This window comes from Sulfuricaulis sp. (genome assembly GCF_041499725.1).
In the GTDB taxonomy this organism is placed as follows: domain Bacteria; phylum Pseudomonadota; class Gammaproteobacteria; order Acidiferrobacterales; family Sulfurifustaceae; genus Sulfuricaulis.
In genome coordinates this window covers 1-14948 of the sequence record NZ_JBGQKW010000003.1, presented here as the reverse complement: position 1 = coordinate 14948, position 14948 = coordinate 1, and the positions used below count along the sequence as shown (strand labels likewise).

Below are 14948 nucleotides of genomic sequence, written 5' to 3'. Positions count from 1 at the left end.
GACGAATCCACTACCGTGGAACACCGCCAAAGCAGTTACGTTAAACCGGAAATACAATGAGCGTAACCAACAATGACTAGCGCACTATGGTTTCTGCTCGTGGGCGGCCTGTTGCTCGCCAGGGGTATAACTTTTTCGATGCTCAAGCGCCTGCCGGTCACGCCAGCCATTATCTATCTGGCAGTGGGGCTGCTGGTCGGACCTACGGTGCTCAATGTATTTCACTTCAATCCGCTCAAGGAATCGGCGCTGTTGGAAGTACTGACCGAAGTGGCTGTGCTGATTTCGCTGTTTTCTGCCGGCATCAAAATGCCCGTGCCGGTAAGCTTCGCCCGCTGGCGCACACCGATTCTACTGGCATCTGTATCCATGGCGGTCAGCGTCGGGATGGTCGCTGCCTTCGCTTATTATCTACTCGGTCTGCCACTGGGCGCTGGCGTCTTGCTGGGCGCGATCTTAGCGCCCACCGATCCGGTGTTGGCGACCGATGTCCAGATCCGTCATCCCGGTGACCGGGACCAGCTCCGCTTCACCTTAACCTGCGAGGCGGGCATGAATGACGGTAGCGCTTTTCCGTTTGTGATGCTGGGGATGGGATTGCTCGGACTGCACGAGCTCGGTGAATTCGGCCTGCGCTGGGCGTTGGTCGATGTGCTGTGGGCAACGGTGGCGGGAATCGCCATCGGGGTAATCTCGGGCGCCGCACTGGGCCGTTTGGGATGGAAACTGCGCGGCGAGTCACCCGAGCACAAGCTCATGGACGACTTCCTCGGACTCGGCTTGATCGGTGTGGTTTACGGCTTGAGTGTGCTGGTCGATGCGTGGGGATTTCTGGCGGTATTTTTCGCTGCCGTCGCGCTGCGCCAGACCGAACGTAAACTCACCGGCGCCAGTCGGGATTTCCCGGATCGGCCGCAAATCGACAGAATAATACCGGAAGCTGCAAACGCAAGCCCTGATAGCGAACCACCGCCGACCGTCAGCGGAGGATCGCTGATATTTAAGGAACATCTGGAAAGGCTCTCGGAATTAATGCTCATCCTGCTGATCGGTGGCACGCTGTTTCTCGATTCCTGGAGCTGGCGGGCGGTGGGACTTGCGCTGTTTTTGTTTATGGTGGCGCGCCCGGTCAGCGTCCTCGCCAGCCTGCTAGGTACCCGCACTTCGTGGCCGACGCGCGGCATGGTGGGCTGGTTCGGGGTACGCGGCATAGGCTCGCTGTACTACCTGATGTATGCCATACAGCACGGTCTCCCCGAAGATCTGGCCTTGGACCTTATTCAATTGACGCTAATTGTGGTGTCGCTTTCCATTCTCGTCCACGGAACCAGCGTCAAGCCGCTGATGAGCCGCTTTTGGCATCACCGCAAACATCTGCCAACGCCATAAGTGTTCTCTCAATCGCCACTCGGTGTGCAATGCCTCCGAGACAAATCTGGGACAAGAAAGACAAAAGGGCTGCAATTGTTATCGCAACCCCTTTTATTAGTTCTGCCCCCAAGGGGGTTCGAGCCCCTGTTACCGCCGTGAAAGCATGCACAGGGTAACTCATCCTTCGCCCTAACGTTGCTAAGCGGCGGGGATTGAGCTGCGCCAGAATTCGGTGGAGCAGTCACTGTGCCGTTGGCTATTGTTGACCCTCGATCGATTGCCTTCGAATGAGTTGGTCATGACGCATGAATTGGTCGCAGCATGCTCGGCGTGCGCCGGGAAGGCATTTCGGAGGCCGCCGGGAAATTGCAACACGCCGGTTTCATTCGCTACCGCCGTGGCCACATTACCGTGCTTGAACGGTCCGGACTGGAGGCCCGCGTGTGCGAGTGCTATGCGGAGGTCAAAAACGAACACGATCGTTTGCTGTGCGATATGCGTAATCGCCAGGATCCTCCCTTAGCCAGTCACGGTTAATCCTTCTCCCTGCTTCACGCTTTACATAGAATCTCCGCCTTATGTGCGATAACGCACAGAGAGCGGCGGGCTTGATCCCTATAGTACAAAACCTGCTCAAGATTCGTCCACAGACGCAATTTACCCCCGGCGCCTGCAGGCAAAAGCATGCATTCTTTTTTGCAGGATGAGCGTATAAGTAGGTGAGGTGCTGCTCGCACCTTCGGCCACGCGATCCGTCAGACTAATTCGCGCTTTAACAGAGGTCGACCATGCCCGAAAAAATCCGCGATTCCGCCATTCTCAACCCCGCCGCTGGCGCGGCGGAAGGCATGACCGAGTTCCGGCGCCAGGAGGCCTTGCTTAAAACCGGGGCCTTGCAGAACGCGATTCTCAATAGCGCCAATTTCTCGATTATTGCCACCGACGAGAAAGGCATCATTCAACTATTCAATATCGGCGCCGAGCGCATGCTGGGCTATCTGGCCGCCGAAGTCGTGAACAAGATCAACCCCAGCGACATTCATGATCCGCAGGAGGTCATGGCGCGCGCGCAAGCTTTGAGCAAGGAGCTGGCCACCCCGATTACGCCGGGCTTCGAGGCGCTGGCCTACAAGGCTTCGCGCGGGATCGAAGACAGCTATGATTTGACCTATATCTGCAAGGATGGCAGCCGCTTTCCGGCAATCGTGTCGATCACGGCGCTGCGCGATGATTATGGTGACATTATCGGCTATCTGTTGATCGGCGCCGATAATTCCGTGCGCAAGCAGGTGGAGGCGGAGCTGACCAACGCCAAGGCCGCGGCAGAAAAAGCCAACCTCGCCAAATCGGATTTCCTTTCCAGCATGAGCCATGAGTTGCGCTCCCCGCTCAATGCGATCCTCGGTTTCGCCCAATTAATGGAGTCGGGTTCGCCGCTGCCAACGCCCGCCCAAAAGGCCAGCATCGACCAGATTCTCCAGGGGGGATGGTATTTGCTGGAGTTGATTAACGAAATCCTCGATCTCGCGTTGATCGAGTCCGGCAAGCTGTCGCTGTCGCTGGAACCCATGTCGCTGCCCGAAGTGCTGCTCGATTGCCAAGCCATGATCGAACCGCAGGCACAAAAAAGCGGCATCCGCATGAGCTTTCCTCGGTTCGAAATCCCTTACTTCGTTAAAGCCGATCGGACCCGGGTGAAGCAGGTTCTCATCAATCTGCTTTCCAACGCGATCAAATACAACCGCGCGGGGGGAACGGTCGAAGTGACGTGCAGCGCGAACACCGCGGAGCGCATACGTATCAGTGTGCAGGATACCGGCGAAGGATTGTCCCCGGAAAAACTCGCACAACTGTTTCAGCCGTTCAATCGTCTTGGACAAGATGCCAGCGTCGAGGAAGGCACCGGCATCGGCCTGGTGGTGAGCAAGCGGCTGGTCGAGTTGATGGAGGGCGAAATCGGCGTTGAAAGCACTGTCGGAGTGGGCAGTGTGTTCTGGATCGAACTGAACTTGGCGGCTGAACCAAAACCTGCCGCCGGCGCAGCCGAATCGCTTGCGCCAATGCAAGCGCGTGTTGCGCATGACACAGCGCTGCGCACCCTGCTGTATGTAGAAGACAACCGGGCAAACATGCAGCTGGTCGAGCAACTCATCGCGCGTCGTCCCGATATGCGCTTGTTGAGCGCGGGGGACGGCGCGCGCGGCATCGCGCTGGCGCGCCTCCATAAACCGGAGGTGATCCTGATGGACATCAACCTTCCTGGCATCAGCGGTATCCAAGCGCTGAAAATCCTGCGTGCGGATCCGGCAACGGCGCACATTCCGGTGCTTGCCATCAGTGCTAACGCCATGCCACACGATATCAAGAAGGGCCTGGAGGCGGGATTCTTCCGCTATCTCACCAAACCGATCAGAGTCAACGAGTTCATGGAGGCGCTGGACACGGCGCTGGAACTTGCGGAAACAGAATTAGACGGCGCAATTAACCCGGGGGGCCTGTGATGATCAGTACCGCCGATATTCTTAACGCCAGTATTCTGATCGTGGACGATCAGGAAGCCAATGTGCAGTTGCTGGAGCAAACGCTGCGTGGGGCCGGATACACCTGCGTTGCCTCGTCCATGAATCCGCAGGAGGTCTGCGCACTGCATCGCAAAAACCGCTACGACCTGATCCTGCTCGACCTGCAGATGCCCGGCATGGATGGCTTCCAGGTGATGGAAGGCCTCAAGACAAACGCTGCCGACGGCTACCTTCCGGTCATCGTGCTCACCGCTCAACCGGGACACAAGCTGCGCGCGTTGCAGGCCGGCGCAAAGGATTTCATCAGCAAGCCGTTCGATCTGGTCGAAGTCAAGACGCGCATCCACAACATGCTGGAAGTGCGACTGTTGTACAAAAAACTCGAGAATTACAACAAGGTGCTGGAACAGACGGTGCAGGAACGGACCGCCGAACTGCGCGAAAGCGAAGCGCGCTATCGCAGCCTGACCGAACTGGCCTCCGACTGGTACTGGGAGCAGGACGAGAGCGGGAACTTCACCAAAGTTTCCGGCCCGGTCCTGGAGATGCTCGGAATCCGGGTCGCTGCCTTGGCGGGAGAACCAAGCGGTGTTCAGGTGGCCGGCTGGAATGAGGCGGAGCGGGAAGTACTACAGGCAAAGATTGCCGCCCGGCAGCCATTCCTGGATTTCGCATTCAGCCGCGTTAATACCGATGGCTCGCAACAAAAGTTTCGGGTGAGCGGGGAACCGATGTTCAACCATTCCTCCCGCTTCATCGGTTACCGCGGAATCGGCGTGGAACTCACGGCAAAGAATTAAAACACGGGATTTCAATAGTTCGCCATGTCATCGCCTCATAGTCCGAATCAAAACCATCTTCTCGCCGCCCTGCCCACGGCGGAATTCGAGCGCTTGGCGGCGCATCTGGAACTGGTCCCGATGCCGCTCGGCGAAGTGCTCTACGAACCCGGCGGACAGTTGCAGCACGCCTATTTCCCCACCACCGCCATCGTGTCGCTGCACTATGTCATGGAGTCTGGTGCCTCGGCCGAAACCGCGGGAGTAGGCAATGAAGGCGTGGTCGGCATTTCGCTGTTCATGGGCGGAAACACCACGCCCAGCTCGGCCGTGGTGCAGACCGCGGGCCACGCTTACCGGCTGGAGAGCCGTTTGCTGATGCAGGAATTCAACCGCGCCGGCTTGCTGCAGCGTTTGTTGCTGCGCTACACCCAGGCGCTGATTACCCAGATGACCCAGACCGCGGCCTGCAATCGGCACCATTCAATAGAGCAGCAACTGTGCCGCTGGCTGTTGTTGACCCTCGATCGATTGCCTTCGAATGAGTTGGTCATGACGCATGAATTGGTCGCCAGCATGCTCGGCGTGCGCCGGGAAGGCATTTCGGAGGCCGCCGGGAAATTGCAACAAGCCGGTTTCATTCGCTACCGCCGTGGCCACATCACCGTGCTTGAGCGGTCTGGACTGGAGGCCCGCGTATGCGAGTGTTACGCCGTGGTCAAGAAGGAATTAAACCGCCTGCTGTCCGATGTGCGATACCGCCAAGGCATTGCTACTGTCGTGCCCGATAGCCACCTCCGGCCATCAGGCCAGCCCGGCGAAATCATCAGACAGGATTTCGCCCACTGAGCAGGATGATCACAATCGCGATCGGCGATAGCACACGGTTAGCGAGGAACAGCGCGACGATACGTCGCTTGATTCAGCAGCATAGACAAAGATACTCGCCATCCCCGCACCCAGCAGACGCGCGCCGCCGATGTTGAACGCCACGACCAGGCCATTTCTCTGATTGACGACCGTCAAGAACATCCGGTCGAGGTGAAAATACCGAACCACCCACGGCTGAACACCGAGTAACCGCTCCAGCATGCCCGGGCGCCGGCGCTGATGTTTTCTGACGAACACGCCGGCGACACGTTTGGCGCCCAGCACCGCGACATATATCTTTTCAACAGGACGTGTCCCTCCTTATGTTCGATAACGCACAGAATACGCGTGGTTGAGCGTGTATTAATGACCGCGAAGCTAAACGATCTATCTAAATGAAAGAGGAGCCGACAAATGAAAAGCTTAATGAATAAAAGCTGGGTATGGATGGCTGTGTTGCTGATTAGCGTGGCGGGTTGCGCGGGTACGCAGACACGAGACAGTACCGGTGAGTACATCGATGATGCATCGATCACCACCAAAGTAAAGTCTGTGATGGTCGCCGACACCGAAGTGAGCGCGCTCCATATCAGCATCGAAACCATTAAGGGCGTAGTGCACCTGACCGGATCCGCCGACACCCGGCACGAATCCGATAAGGCCGCGATGATTGCGCGTAATGTCGCCGGAGTAAAATCGGTCGACAACAATATTCACGTCAAGTAACTATTGCAGGAGACTTATATGAATTGGGAAACCGCCAAAGGTAATTGGACTCTATTCAAAGGAAACGTAAAGCTACAGTGGGGCAATCTGACCGATGACCACCTGAGCAAGATTGCGGGCAGACACGACCAGTTCATCGGCAAAATGCAGATGATGTATGCCACCACAAAACAGGCAACTGAAGAGGAAGTCAATAAATTTTCCGGGACCCACAAGGACCATGGTCATCGTATTTGATACTTAGAGAGGACTGGTTGTGCGTGGCTGTCTGTGACGCACAACTTCTTCCTTAACCACAACTTGCATAAAAAAAGGAGATAGTCATGCTTTACTACGCTGCTGTGTTTTTCGTGATCGCCATCATCGCCGGGATCTTCGGGTTTGGCGGTATCGCCGTGGGCGCCGCTGAAATTGCCAGAATCCTGTTTTTCATCTTTCTCGTGATATTTCTCGTCAGTCTCATCATGGGTATCGGTAAAGGCAGATGGCGCTCTTGATTAAAAGGGCGACAAAAATATGTAATAAACACACTCATATGCAGGAGATCTAAAATGGAACTACTTCGTCGTCTCACCAAACCCGTCAGCCACCTGGTCGTCCTCAGTCTGCTCGCGCTCAACCTGTATTTACCCGCGGCGCACGCCGGCATGATCGGCACCGAGGCGGTGGTCAACGCCGCACAGGCGCAGCAATACCGCGAGCGTCTGCTCACCACGCTCAACCGTGACGACGTGCAGGCCCAGCTCCTGGCCCGTGGCGTGGAACCGGCGCAAGTCCAGGCACGCGTCGATAGCCTGACGGATGAAGAAGTGCAAACCCTGGCAACCAATATGGATCAGCTGCCGGCCGGCGGCGATGGTGTCGTTGAAGCGCTCGTGCTTATTTTCATCATATTGCTGATCACCGACCTCATGGGCTTGACTAACATCTTTCCCTTCGTCAGACATCCCCGTTAAACGCAGGACTTTGTAAATAATTGAGGTTCAAGCCGCCCGGATTATTCCGGGCGGCTTTTCAATTTTTGCGGCGTGGATAATGACCGCAAGCTTTTCTTTGTCCGGGAAACTAGCGGGTTACAGGCCAGAGCGATATTAGCGTCTGAACTCACGTCATACTATCGGCAAAAGCATGATTGATATCGCGGTGACGGACTTCGTCTTCCCGAATAGCCACAACGAGATCATGTAGCCCTGCGCCTGCCGGCAAATGCCAATAATCGATTGCACAGGGAGGCGCCGGAACATTCTGGATGGAACCATTGTCGATTTCCGCCAAATATTCTGTATACGAGGTAATGGCTTCTTCTTCCAGATAACCGGCGATACGGTGGCATGTCTTCGGAGTTATCAAATACAAAAGGAAATACAAGTTGAACATCAAACCCTGTACAAGCAGCACAAGTGCGCGCTCAAGCCACGTGGGTTTGGCTATCAAGATGAACGTCATCAGATGCATGCGCTCATTCTCCGCTTCATCGAGCAGCGCTCTGATTTTACCTTGATCAGGTTGCATGGTGCGCAGGGATTTCAAGTGTTGCAGCACGCCTCCCACCATGCCGGGCACGGCGGCCACCGTCTCCAGCACCACCGCCCGGTGACCATAGCGCCTGGCAAAGAAAAGATCCGCGGGAACACGCATCGCCTTAACAACAGCCAACGCGATGTAGTCGGAAACCGTTTTCGGCACATGGTGGACGGTCATAAATCAATACAGGTCTACATGAGGCGGCTTAAGAACAATATCCCGCGGATGGCCTGACCGGTCTTGAAAAGAAGAGAAAGCCTACCGTGAAAATTTATCGCCGTATGTACGAGATCGCACAGACGTCTTCGAGCGGACGAGGATAAATGCCGTGAAGTCACGGGTAATCATGAACGCCCTCCATTCCCGGACATCCCTGAAGGAGCTCTTTCATTTCGGCGGCGCCACCGAACCAGCGTAGAACACTTCGCACTCCCCGCCCGGGAAGAGGTCCCTCCCCTTCTTGAGCAACTTGATCGCCGGCCCAGCGAGGGACTTGAGGACGCCCGGCTTCTCCACCACCGGTTTCTGGAAGGTGCCGCGTATTTTTTGCCGCACCTTGGCGCAACCCTGGGTGTCGATCAGCGCCATGGTCACGTCATCGAACCGCTGGTTGACTAAATCAAGTCTTCCGGTCAGGGCGACCCGGTTCAATTTCGTCACCATGGCCACGTCCTGCGAGTGCGCCACGCCACGCTCGACCTTCCAGTCGGAGACTAGTATCCGGATCTCGCTGCCGCCCCCCGATCCTTGAAAAATGCTCGCAAAATTGTACCCCTTCGTGACCACCATGCCGAAAGGCCCGGCAAAGAAGAAGGCGCCCAGGTCCACGAGGTTGAAGTTCTGGCTGGTCTCATACCGGGCGAACTCCCGATCGAGGTCGGTGCCTTTGAGCGTGAGGTTCTCGCCCCGAAGGGAGATCTCTCCCTCCGCGGTCTGTAGCATCTCGTTCACGGTCTTTCCCTGCATCGACAGGTTTGCGGAGAAATCCATCGACCCTTCTGCGACCTTCTGCGGTGACAGGGTTTTGAAAAGCTCCTCGATACGGAACTGCGGCAGGGAGTAGTGGACGTGGTAACGAGGGAAAGCGCTCGAAAAGTCCGCCTGGATACTCCCCGATCCCTGCGCGCCGACGATACGCATCGTGACCGGCTTGAGATCGTAGACTCCGTCCTTCCCGGCAAGCGAGAGCTTCAAGTCGGATACCGAGAGGTTCTTGGTCCTGATCTCCCCGCAGGCGAGTTTCGCGGTCAAGGAAAGGTGCTTCAAGAGGTCCGAACTTTTCCCTTCCGCGATCCGCAGGCGGCGCGCATTCAGGTCGCAGTTTACAGCCTCGAATCCTTCCCCGGACTGTTTGTCCGTATAGAGGAGAGTCCCGTCCGAGAGGGATACCTTCGCCAAGTCCAGGGGCGTCAAGCTTCCTCCGGCCCCTTCCGGTTTTTCGAAGTTGAACTTACCGTCGGAGTCCCGCTCGATGGATATCCTCGGGCGTTTCAGCGCGACCTTTCCGATACGGACTTCCTTTTGGAGCAGCGGGAGGAGATCGATGCCAAGGCTGGCCTGCTTCGCGGAGGCGAGGTCCGTCCCCCGGTTGCGGATGTTCACGTCCTGCAATGTGACGTGCAAGCCTGGGAAGAAGCCGATCCCCAGCCGGCCACCGACGCGGACTTCCATCTCCAAGGCTCTGGAAGCGGCCGCCTCTAACTGGGGTTTGTAGACATTGATGTCCACGAAAAACAGCAGGACTACCGCGACGAGGATGAGGAGCCCAACAAACCCGCCGACAGCGAAGAGGATGATTTTCACTGATCTTGGCATTAACCGGACCCAGATTGATCGGGAGGAACTGGATCACATTCTAAGGCAGGCGCACGACAAAGAAGAAGTACATGGACAAGATAAGTATTTGAAAAGATGGTGGCTAGGGGCGGAATCGAACCGCCGACCTCAGCATTATGAGCCGACCAAAACTTTTTTGGTCATTTACCTTTCAACAACTTAGGCGCATCCGGCCCGCGCAGTTGTGTCAGGAAATGCCTGAAATTGCCTCACGGTGACGGACGTCGGTCACGTTTTGGTCACGCTCGTTAACACGTAATGTGATCATAAAAAATTGCTCAACTCTTCCCAACGTCGGATCTGACGGCGAAGTCCAGGGACTGAGCCGGGCCGAAATCGCCAGCATGCAACCAATGGTGATGAAGAAGTGTTGCCGGTCGCGCGGCTGGTCGCCGAAGGCGGTTCCCAAGAAGCAGTTGACGCTGCGCCTCTCGCCGCGGGGGGTTGATTATTTCCAGGCACAGGGCCGAGGCTGGCAGACGCACATCGATGAGACTCGCCACCCGTACGTGAAACACAAGATGGCGTGAGATCGTCATACTACAAGAACTCCTGAGCGTCCAACCAATCACGACTCGCTTCGATTCAAATATCCGCTCGATCACGCGCCTCAACTCCTCGGGGCTACCGGAGAAACACCGGGTTATGGTGCACCCAGCGCCTGTCGCAGCGTGGCCAGCGGCAGGAAAAGCTTGTGCGGATCATCGGGCAGCGGGAGAAATCCGAAGCGGCGGTAGTAGCGACTCGCCGCCGCGTCCTTGGCATCCACGAAAAAACCGATGATCCCGGCGCTCGCCGCCACCTGCAACGCCCGGCGCATGGCATGGATCATCATCAGCGTACCCAAACCTTCGCGCTGCCGGGACTGGGCCACAGCCAGCCGCGCGAGCTTGACACCGTACGCTTTGGCAGGGTATTTCTTGGCGTAACGCGGCGGCAGGGTGTCAATGATGACTTCCGCCAGAGCAAGGGTCACGTATCCCAGGATTTCCTCGGGCGCCTCGTCGTCGACCAAGACTTCCGTTCGCGACAGGCCTTTGTCGGTGTGCTGCCGGGCGGTGTGCCGAAGATAGTCGTTGAGCTCAGGATTGCCGCAGTCGAAGCCTTCCCGGTGATGCCGGCGGCTTAAGGGCTCAATCCTGAGCATTCAGGGCCGAGCGCCGGTAGGCCGCGACCGCTTTCTTCAACCGCGCATGGGATGCGGGCGGGTTTTCCAGGGCCTTGAAGAACACTTCGGCATCGCGGCGACTCAGGCGGATCAACCGCTCCCGCGCCAGCACCGCGTGCGCTTCCTTGAGCGCCGCCTGCACCACGAACTGGTTCAATGTTGCGCCCGAGAGGGCGGCGGCCTCCTCGAGCGTTTTGCGCACCGGTTTCGGCACGCGCGAGCTGATGCGTTCCTTGGTTGTGTCCAACATGACGGCACCTTTAGGCGAATCAATAAAAAACAGTATAGCACAATGGCGCCATTTTGGCACCAGATAGGTGAACGGTTGGAATAACACAAGAAACCGGGCGCCAGTCGAGGTGCATCATCCGAGACCACAAGCTCGCGGCCGCTAGCGCCGGTCACGCAAGGCCCGATTGATGCTGTTGAGATCAAACCCTTCGGGATCGAAGACGCCGCCGACCCAGCGCAGAAACTCCTCGTGTTCCGGATGATCCGGTTGGCGGATGGCCTCAAGAAAATTCCCGTACCCGGGCGGCCCGCCCACGTCCTCGGGCGGGCAGGCGCGCTCGCCCGCGAGGCAGAGCGGGTAGCGCCAGTCCGGTTTGGCCCCAGCGATCTCCTCCACCACCAGCCGATGCTCCCAGTGGTCCCCGAAATCGTAGAGATAGGAAAACTCGCGCACGGATTTTCCGAGTGCCTGATCGAGCCGTACCCGCCGCTCGTCCTTCATCCCGTGCTCCTCGGCCTCGTCCGGGATGCCGTATTCGACTGTCCCCATTTGGAAGGAATGCAGATGCGAATCCTGCCAGCCCATCACGCACTGCAGTACCCGGTGCAGTTCAGGCAACAATATATTCCAGGGGACCTGGACCCGACGCCAGATGAGCGGGTCGATGTGCGCGAGCTCGACCCGCAGGGTGGCGATTTCCTTCAAGGCGGGTGCCGCCGTTGTCCGGGGTTGCGGTTTTTTCTTGGATGCCATGGTCTCCGGTTGTTCACCTTACATTGCACAGTTAATTTTGTATCACACCCCTTACCGCCTCTGCCACGGGGCATCGTAAACGATAATGAGCAGCGATTTTACGATGACGTGAGAAAATTCCACACACTTTCCGACACACCGGGCGCGGCTTGTTCGCAGGCGGCGGAAATGCTGGCACCTTGCCTCTTCGCGATCTCAATCTCACACGGCTTGGTTACAATCTGTTCCGGGACAAACATCTTTTTCGGGATGGTTGGCTCCTCGTCTCAGGTTGGTTATTCTCTCAAACCACCTGGTACAAAAAGCGTCGGCCACGTCATTTCGCTGACGACATCGCCCAGCTTATGGAACCGACTTTGGTGCTGACATGATTCTTCCCCGAATCATCCGCCTGCGGGATGCGCCGGCTTATCTCGGGATGGACAAGAACCGCTTCAACGCGGAAGTGCGCCCGTGCCTACACGAGCAACGCATGGGAAAACAAGGGGTCGCCTTCGACCGACTTGAATTGGACGCCTGGGCTGATCGATACTTTGGCGGCAACGGGCGTTCCGAGCAACCGGAAGAACGCATAGGGAACGTCCCAGACTCCCCGAAGGCGCAACATGGCGCCAAAGGCCGGACGGGTCGTATCACGAAGCTGTCTATTTCAAAAAGCGGTACCGCAACAGGCGCCTTCGCGGCTCTAGCGGAACGCTTGATCAGAAAAAAGCGGAGCGCCGACTGAGACACAAGCGCCGGCAAATCAACGAGGCCAAGATTTATGGGTTCGTTCCCGCCGCACCTACAACTGGAACGCCCGTTGCACATAGTTTCAGCAAAAAGCGGCGCAAAGCACGGCCCCGTGGGCCCAGTAGTGGGCCCACGTTTTTTTCGCGCGCATGCCCCTCGTTTCGGAATGACCACAGCTGACGGTTGTGCGTGATTACCGCGTCATCACCGCCATGACTTCCAAAACGCCTAGCGTCTTTGAAAAGGAAGCTGCATACCTTTAAGGACTATGACAACGATCACCGCGTCCACAGCGAACCCGGAGGCCATACGCGGATCAATTCAGCACCGGCGCGACTCGAGCGGTTTTCATGGAAACAACGTTGCGACGTGTTATTCCGAACGCCGGTGACGGCGTAATTTGTAATTCGCCTGGCGCAGGCTGGGCCTTAATAAAATTACGCCAAAATGTAGCGTCCGCTTTTCTTGGAACCAACCCGCTTCACCAGTCCGGCATCAATAAGGGGATTGAGCAGATCGAGCGCACCCTGTTTGGAGATGCCTAACGCGCTCCAAATCTCGCTGGGACTCATGCTTTTATTGTCGCGGAGCATTTTCAGCAATTGCTCCTGTTTGGGACGCAAGACGAGCTTCTTCGTAGATTGCGACGATAATTTTTGCACCCTGGTCCAGACACGCTCCAAGGTTGAAAGAAGCCCCTCGGCAGAGTATTCCAGCCAGCCGGTCAGGTTCTCCCCCTCCTGCCGCACAGCGTCAAGTGCCTGATAATACCGCGGGCGATCTTCCCAATAAAATTCGTCCACGGAGAAGATATGATGCGTATCGAAACCACGGCGGTATAATTCCCATAAAGCGAGCGCACGACCTGCGCGCCCGTTGCCGTCCGCGAACGGGTGAATGGCTTCAAAGCGGTAGTGAACCATCGCGGAACTCAGCACCGGCGACAGGCTCACTGATTCCTTATTCCACCACGTCAGCAATTCAAACATCAGCCCCGATACCTCTTCCGGCGGAGGAGGAACATAGCGCCCCACTCTCACACGAATGGTGCGATAGCGCCCGGCCGTTCCCTGATCCATCACCTCGGCGGCAAGGATACGGTGAAGTTTAAAAACATCCTCATGGGTAATGGATTTCTTGCTGGCTTTCGTTTCAATGAAACGCAGCCCCGCAAAATAATTTGTCACTTCACGCGTTGCTCGCTGAGTGATCGCCGGGATTTCCCGTCCCTCCTCCACGGCTCGCACCTGCTCCAGCGTCAGGGGATTGCCTTCAATAGCCGTCGAAGAATGCGTGTTGCGCGTGCGCGTGTCCTTCTGCAAGGCGAGAATCCAAGGCACCTGCACCGTCGCGAGCAGAATGCGCTCACGCAGGGCGGCGACCTGCTCCACCCGCGCCAGCAATGCCGGAGTTATGGTAAATCGTGGCTGATAACTCATGTTGAATAGGATGACGACAAGTCAAGTGTAAGTCCAGTTTTTAGTCAAGTGCTGGGGATGACCGGGCAGGAATTCGCCGCCTGCCCCCGACGAATTGATCCTCGCCTGTTGAATGGCGTCGAATATTGACCTGTTCATGGCGAATTCCCAATCACCACCGCCGGCGCATGAAATAACCCGCAACTGCGGAGATTCTAAAGCACAAGGCGTTTTCAGGAGCCACTAGCGTGAGTTTTAGAATTCGCCATGAACAGGATAAGCCGGCCAAAAGAATTTTGGCCATTTACCTTTCAACAACTTAGGCGCATCCGGCCCGCGCAGTTGTGTCAGGAAATGCCTGAAATTGCCTCACGGTGACGGATGTCGGTCACGTTTTGGTCACGCTCATTATCGACACGTCTCACGGCCGTTTTATCCCCAACTCATGCAACATGGCCTGAACGCGTTGCTTGAGCGGCGGCAAGTTGTCTTCAACCACCCGCCAGACATAATCGAGATCGACGCCCAGATAGTTGTGCACCAGCACATTGCGGAAACCCGCGATATCGCGCCATGGCATATCGGCATGCGCCGCCTTGAGTGAGTCCGAAACGCGCTGACTGGATTCGGCGAGGGTTTGCAGGTTGCGAACGACGGCGTCCTGAATCAGCGTGGAGTTCATATAGTCGTCTTTCCCACCGGCCGTGTACTTTTCGATGCGGGCTATGCATTCGTCGATGTGGATCAGGTACAGCCTGTCGTCCTTCATAACCGCACTGCCTCCTTTAACACCTTGTCGCGGATGTACCAGTGCAGTCCTTTCTCCGTGACGACGTCCACTTTGCGGCCCAGCAAATCCTCTAGGTCCATCAACAAGCCGCCGAGATCAAATAGGCTTCGACCCGGTTCCAGATCAACCAGAATATCGACATCGCTCTGTGGTCCCGCCTCGTCTCGAGAGACAGAACCGAACAACCGCACGTTGCGCGCCCCATGTCTGGCCGCCAAGGCCAATAC

General features: G+C 56.9%; 19 protein-coding genes and 1 pseudogene. 11 read left to right on the top strand and 9 right to left on the bottom strand.

Going from position 1 to position 14948, the window contains the following annotated elements; translation table 11 throughout:
* The first annotated feature begins 72 nt into the window (after positions 1-72).
* From ACC569_RS01110 to ACC569_RS01090, 5 genes and pseudogenes are all read left to right on the top strand, one after another.
* Complete coding sequence (locus ACC569_RS01110) at positions 73-1389, top strand: cation:proton antiporter (RefSeq protein WP_372521644.1); 1317 nt, start codon at positions 73-75, stop codon at positions 1387-1389.
* A gap of 202 nt (positions 1390-1591) precedes the next feature.
* Positions 1592-1908, top strand: a pseudogene (locus ACC569_RS01105) (Crp/Fnr family transcriptional regulator); the annotation flags it as partial.
* A 251-nt stretch (positions 1909-2159) separates the two neighbouring features.
* Complete coding sequence (locus tag ACC569_RS01100) at positions 2160-3872, top strand: ATP-binding protein (protein ID WP_372521643.1); 1713 nt, start codon at positions 2160-2162, stop codon at positions 3870-3872.
* A complete protein-coding gene (locus ACC569_RS01095) occupies positions 3872-4693 on the top strand; it encodes a response regulator (RefSeq protein WP_372521642.1) in 822 nt (273 codons plus the stop codon). The genes ACC569_RS01100 and ACC569_RS01095 overlap by 1 nt, the downstream gene beginning before the upstream one ends.
* A 24-nt stretch (positions 4694-4717) precedes the next feature.
* Positions 4718-5521 (top strand): Crp/Fnr family transcriptional regulator, encoded by an 804-nt coding sequence (locus ACC569_RS01090; RefSeq protein ID WP_372521641.1) that lies wholly within the window; start codon positions 4718-4720, stop codon positions 5519-5521.
* A gap of 9 nt (positions 5522-5530) precedes the next feature.
* Here ACC569_RS01090 and ACC569_RS01085 read toward each other — a convergent pair whose 3' ends face one another.
* Positions 5531-5827 carry a hypothetical protein gene (locus ACC569_RS01085; protein ID WP_372521640.1) on the bottom strand — a complete coding sequence of 99 codons (297 nt, stop codon included), beginning with the start codon at positions 5825-5827 and terminating at the stop codon, positions 5531-5533.
* Between the two features lie 141 nt (positions 5828-5968).
* On the opposite strand from ACC569_RS01085, the gene ACC569_RS01080 reads away from it, so the two are divergent.
* From ACC569_RS01080 to ACC569_RS01065, 4 genes are all read left to right on the top strand, one after another.
* A complete protein-coding gene (locus tag ACC569_RS01080) occupies positions 5969-6268 on the top strand; it encodes a BON domain-containing protein (protein WP_372521639.1) in 300 nt (99 codons plus the stop codon).
* A gap of 18 nt (positions 6269-6286) precedes the next feature.
* Positions 6287-6505, top strand: a complete 219-nt coding sequence (locus ACC569_RS01075) for a CsbD family protein (protein ID WP_372521638.1) — start codon at positions 6287-6289, stop codon at positions 6503-6505.
* An 86-nt stretch (positions 6506-6591) separates the two neighbouring features.
* A complete protein-coding gene (locus ACC569_RS01070) occupies positions 6592-6765 on the top strand; it encodes a DUF1328 domain-containing protein (RefSeq protein WP_372521637.1) in 174 nt (57 codons plus the stop codon).
* Positions 6766-6819: 54 nt separating this feature from the next.
* Positions 6820-7224: a PA2779 family protein gene (locus tag ACC569_RS01065; RefSeq protein WP_372521636.1), complete on the top strand. Its 405-nt coding sequence runs from the start codon at positions 6820-6822 to the stop codon at positions 7222-7224.
* Positions 7225-7372: 148 nt separating this feature from the next.
* Here ACC569_RS01065 and ACC569_RS01060 read toward each other — a convergent pair whose 3' ends face one another.
* Positions 7373-7969 carry an alternative oxidase gene (locus ACC569_RS01060; RefSeq protein WP_372521635.1) on the bottom strand — a complete coding sequence of 199 codons (597 nt, stop codon included), beginning with the start codon at positions 7967-7969 and terminating at the stop codon, positions 7373-7375.
* A gap of 210 nt (positions 7970-8179) precedes the next feature.
* Complete coding sequence (locus tag ACC569_RS01055) at positions 8180-9595, bottom strand: AsmA family protein (protein WP_372521634.1); 1416 nt, start codon at positions 9593-9595, stop codon at positions 8180-8182.
* A gap of 293 nt (positions 9596-9888) precedes the next feature.
* On the opposite strand from ACC569_RS01055, the gene ACC569_RS01050 reads away from it, so the two are divergent.
* On the top strand, positions 9889-10158 hold the full coding sequence (locus ACC569_RS01050) for a BrnA antitoxin family protein (protein WP_372521633.1): 270 nt from the start codon (positions 9889-9891) through the stop codon (positions 10156-10158).
* A gap of 113 nt (positions 10159-10271) precedes the next feature.
* Here ACC569_RS01050 and ACC569_RS01045 read toward each other — a convergent pair whose 3' ends face one another.
* The 3 genes from ACC569_RS01045 to ACC569_RS01035 all read right to left on the bottom strand — a co-directional run bounded on the left by ACC569_RS01045 (position 10272) and on the right by ACC569_RS01035 (position 11781).
* Complete coding sequence (locus ACC569_RS01045) at positions 10272-10775, bottom strand: GNAT family N-acetyltransferase (RefSeq protein WP_372521632.1); 504 nt, start codon at positions 10773-10775, stop codon at positions 10272-10274.
* Entirely contained in the window at positions 10762-11046 is a 285-nt protein-coding gene (locus ACC569_RS01040; protein ID WP_372521631.1) for a DUF1778 domain-containing protein, read from the bottom strand. Before ACC569_RS01040 ends, ACC569_RS01045 begins: the two co-directional genes overlap by 14 nt.
* A 141-nt stretch (positions 11047-11187) precedes the next feature.
* Entirely contained in the window at positions 11188-11781 is a 594-nt protein-coding gene (locus ACC569_RS01035; RefSeq protein WP_372521630.1) for a plasmid pRiA4b ORF-3 family protein, read from the bottom strand.
* A gap of 367 nt (positions 11782-12148) precedes the next feature.
* Between ACC569_RS01035 and ACC569_RS01030 the strand changes: the two genes are divergently transcribed.
* The gene (locus tag ACC569_RS01030) at positions 12149-12508 is read left to right on the top strand and encodes a hypothetical protein (RefSeq protein ID WP_372521628.1); all 360 of its coding nucleotides are present in this window, start codon (positions 12149-12151) and stop codon (positions 12506-12508) included.
* A gap of 442 nt (positions 12509-12950) precedes the next feature.
* Here ACC569_RS01030 and ACC569_RS01025 read toward each other — a convergent pair whose 3' ends face one another.
* The 3 genes from ACC569_RS01025 to ACC569_RS01015 all read right to left on the bottom strand — a co-directional run.
* The gene (locus ACC569_RS01025; RefSeq protein WP_372521627.1) at positions 12951-13952 is read right to left on the bottom strand and encodes a Fic family protein; all 1002 of its coding nucleotides are present in this window, start codon (positions 13950-13952) and stop codon (positions 12951-12953) included.
* 400 nt (positions 13953-14352) lie between these two features.
* The gene (locus ACC569_RS01020; protein WP_372521626.1) at positions 14353-14700 is read right to left on the bottom strand and encodes a DUF86 domain-containing protein; all 348 of its coding nucleotides are present in this window, start codon (positions 14698-14700) and stop codon (positions 14353-14355) included.
* A partial coding sequence (locus ACC569_RS01015) for a nucleotidyltransferase family protein (RefSeq protein ID WP_372521625.1) occupies positions 14697-14948 on the bottom strand: 252 nt, incomplete at its 5' end. The genes ACC569_RS01015 and ACC569_RS01020, both read right to left, overlap by 4 nt.